At 37.9% G+C, this 2,020-nt stretch carries 2 protein-coding genes and 1 pseudogene; 1 reads left to right on the top strand and 2 read right to left on the bottom strand.

Annotated elements, in window-relative coordinates:
- Positions 1–143 precede the first annotated feature (143 nt).
- Positions 144–839 (top strand): sulfite exporter TauE/SafE family protein, encoded by a 696-nt coding sequence (locus ACOVO2_RS18740; RefSeq protein ID WP_421771442.1) that lies wholly within the window; start codon positions 144–146, stop codon positions 837–839.
- A gap of 78 nt (positions 840–917) precedes the next feature.
- On the opposite strand, the gene ACOVO2_RS18745 is transcribed toward ACOVO2_RS18740, so the two are convergent.
- Both ACOVO2_RS18745 and ACOVO2_RS18750 read right to left on the bottom strand, forming a co-directional pair.
- Positions 918–1,703, bottom strand: coding sequence for an alpha/beta hydrolase (locus ACOVO2_RS18745; protein ID WP_421771443.1), 786 nt, complete (start codon positions 1,701–1,703; stop codon positions 918–920).
- Positions 1,704–1,713: 10 nt separating this feature from the next.
- Positions 1,714–2,020 (bottom strand): annotated as a pseudogene (locus ACOVO2_RS18750) (histidine kinase); the annotation flags it as partial.

The raw sequence follows: 2,020 nt of genomic DNA on the forward strand, positions 1-2,020 counted from the left end.
TAAAAGTCACTTGGAATAAAGACGGCAAAGGATATTACAAAGAAGAAAAAATGACCTTATAGAGTGCTGAGTTTTAAGTTCTGAATTCTGAGTTTAAAATACTCTTTTCAGAACTCTCAACTCAGAATTCAGAACTCAAAAAAATGTTTTACTCAGCATTCATAATGGGCTTTATTGGTAGTTTACACTGCGTTGGTATGTGTGGGCCAATTGCCATGATGTTACCAGCCGATACTTCCAAACGCTGGAAGTTTATCATGGGCAGAGTATTATATAATGGTGGAAGAATAATGACTTATGCAGTGCTTGGACTTTTAGTGGGTTTTATCGGAGAAAGCACTACCTATTTTGTATCTCAAAAGTCGCTTTCAATTCTTTTGGGGGGATTGATTTTAGTTGGTGTGTTTTTGCCCAAGTCTTGGCAACAAAAACTAAGTTTGAATGGTTATGTATTCAAATTTACTAATTATATCAAAGCATCATTGTCAAAATTGTTCAAGAAACATTCTCTCACAACGCAGTTTTCTTTTGGTATTTTGAATGGTTTTTTACCTTGTGGGTTAGTTTATGCCGCATTAAGCGGAGCATTTCTCACTGAGGCCCTCACCGATGGAATGTTATTCATGTTTTTATTCGGTATCGGCACTTTACCGATGATGTTGGGAGTGAGTTTAGGTGCAACGTGGCTTAGAAAAACCTTCGGGGCAAAGTTACCAAAACTAATTCCGATTACGTATTCATTAATCGGATTATGGTTAATTTTTAGAGGCTTAATTATTTCGTTCCCGCATATTATTAAGCAGAATATTGATTTATCAAACATTCCATTTTGTCATTAGAATTTATTAGGTTTAGGTTGGAAAAAGCAAGAGATTTTCTCTTGCTTTTTTTGTTTATGGGAGTAGTAAAAGTAAATTTCAGACTAATTGCTTATTAAAAAACATCAATGTTTCTGTAAGATGTTCTGTCCAATATTCCCAAGTATGGCCGCCCGAAAATTCTTCATAAATGTGTGGTATTCCGTGATTATTAAGTTCATTGTGTAATTGGCGGTTGTATTCTATCAAAATATCATCAGTTCCACAGTCAAATCGAAAAGGAGGAATGATGTCTTTGTTTTTTAAAACCCAGTCTAAAACACCATTTTGCTCTAAGGCATCTTGCTTTAATTGCTCAAAATCAGACACAAATTCTCCGATTTGATTAAAATGAGTGATAGATGAAAGCCCCGAAAAAGCCTTGAATACGGTCGGATATTTCGCCCCCAAACGCAAAGCTCCAAATCCACCCATCGAAAGTCCAGCAATAAAAATGGGCGATTCTTCAGTTATTTGTGCGTACTGCTCTTTCATTACTTCAACCACATCTTCTACAATCCAACGTTCATAATCAGCGGTTTGATGTGGAATGTAACCACTGCCATCGGCATATAATCCATCAGAAGGCATCGCCAAAATCATCGGTTTTATTTGCCCAGTTTCTATGAGGTGGTGAGCGGTTATGTGAGCATTTCCCTTCATCGTCCACGCCCAATGACTGCCATAAACACCATGCAACAAAATAACAAGCGGAGTTGCCGACTCACCTAAATTTGGTGGAGCATAAACTGTAATATCGGCACGATGTTTTAAGGCATTACTCTTAATCGTAATGAAATCTAAGCCTTGAAAAGTGGCTTTTTCGGTGGTGAAAAATTGACTCATTTTAAATTTTTTAAAACACAATAACACCCTTGGCGTTGCGGCCTGCGTGCATATCGGCAAAGGCATTGGGTAAATCATTGAGCGAGTAGGTTCGAGTAACCATTTTATCCAAAATCAATTCACCTTTGGCGTAGAGGTCTTGTAAAATCGGGAAATCAATTTGCGGGCGAGTTTTTCCATAGAGTGGATTGATGTAGATTTTGTCCCATTCAAATAAATTCATATCAATGACAATCTCTTGCTCGATACCGCTCACTTGCACGGCCATGCCTGCATTGCGAACCATCGCCAACGGAGCAGCCCCAAGTTCAGGAATA

The organism is Emticicia sp. (genome assembly GCF_049241225.1).
GTDB lineage: Bacteria > Bacteroidota > Bacteroidia > Cytophagales > Spirosomataceae > Emticicia.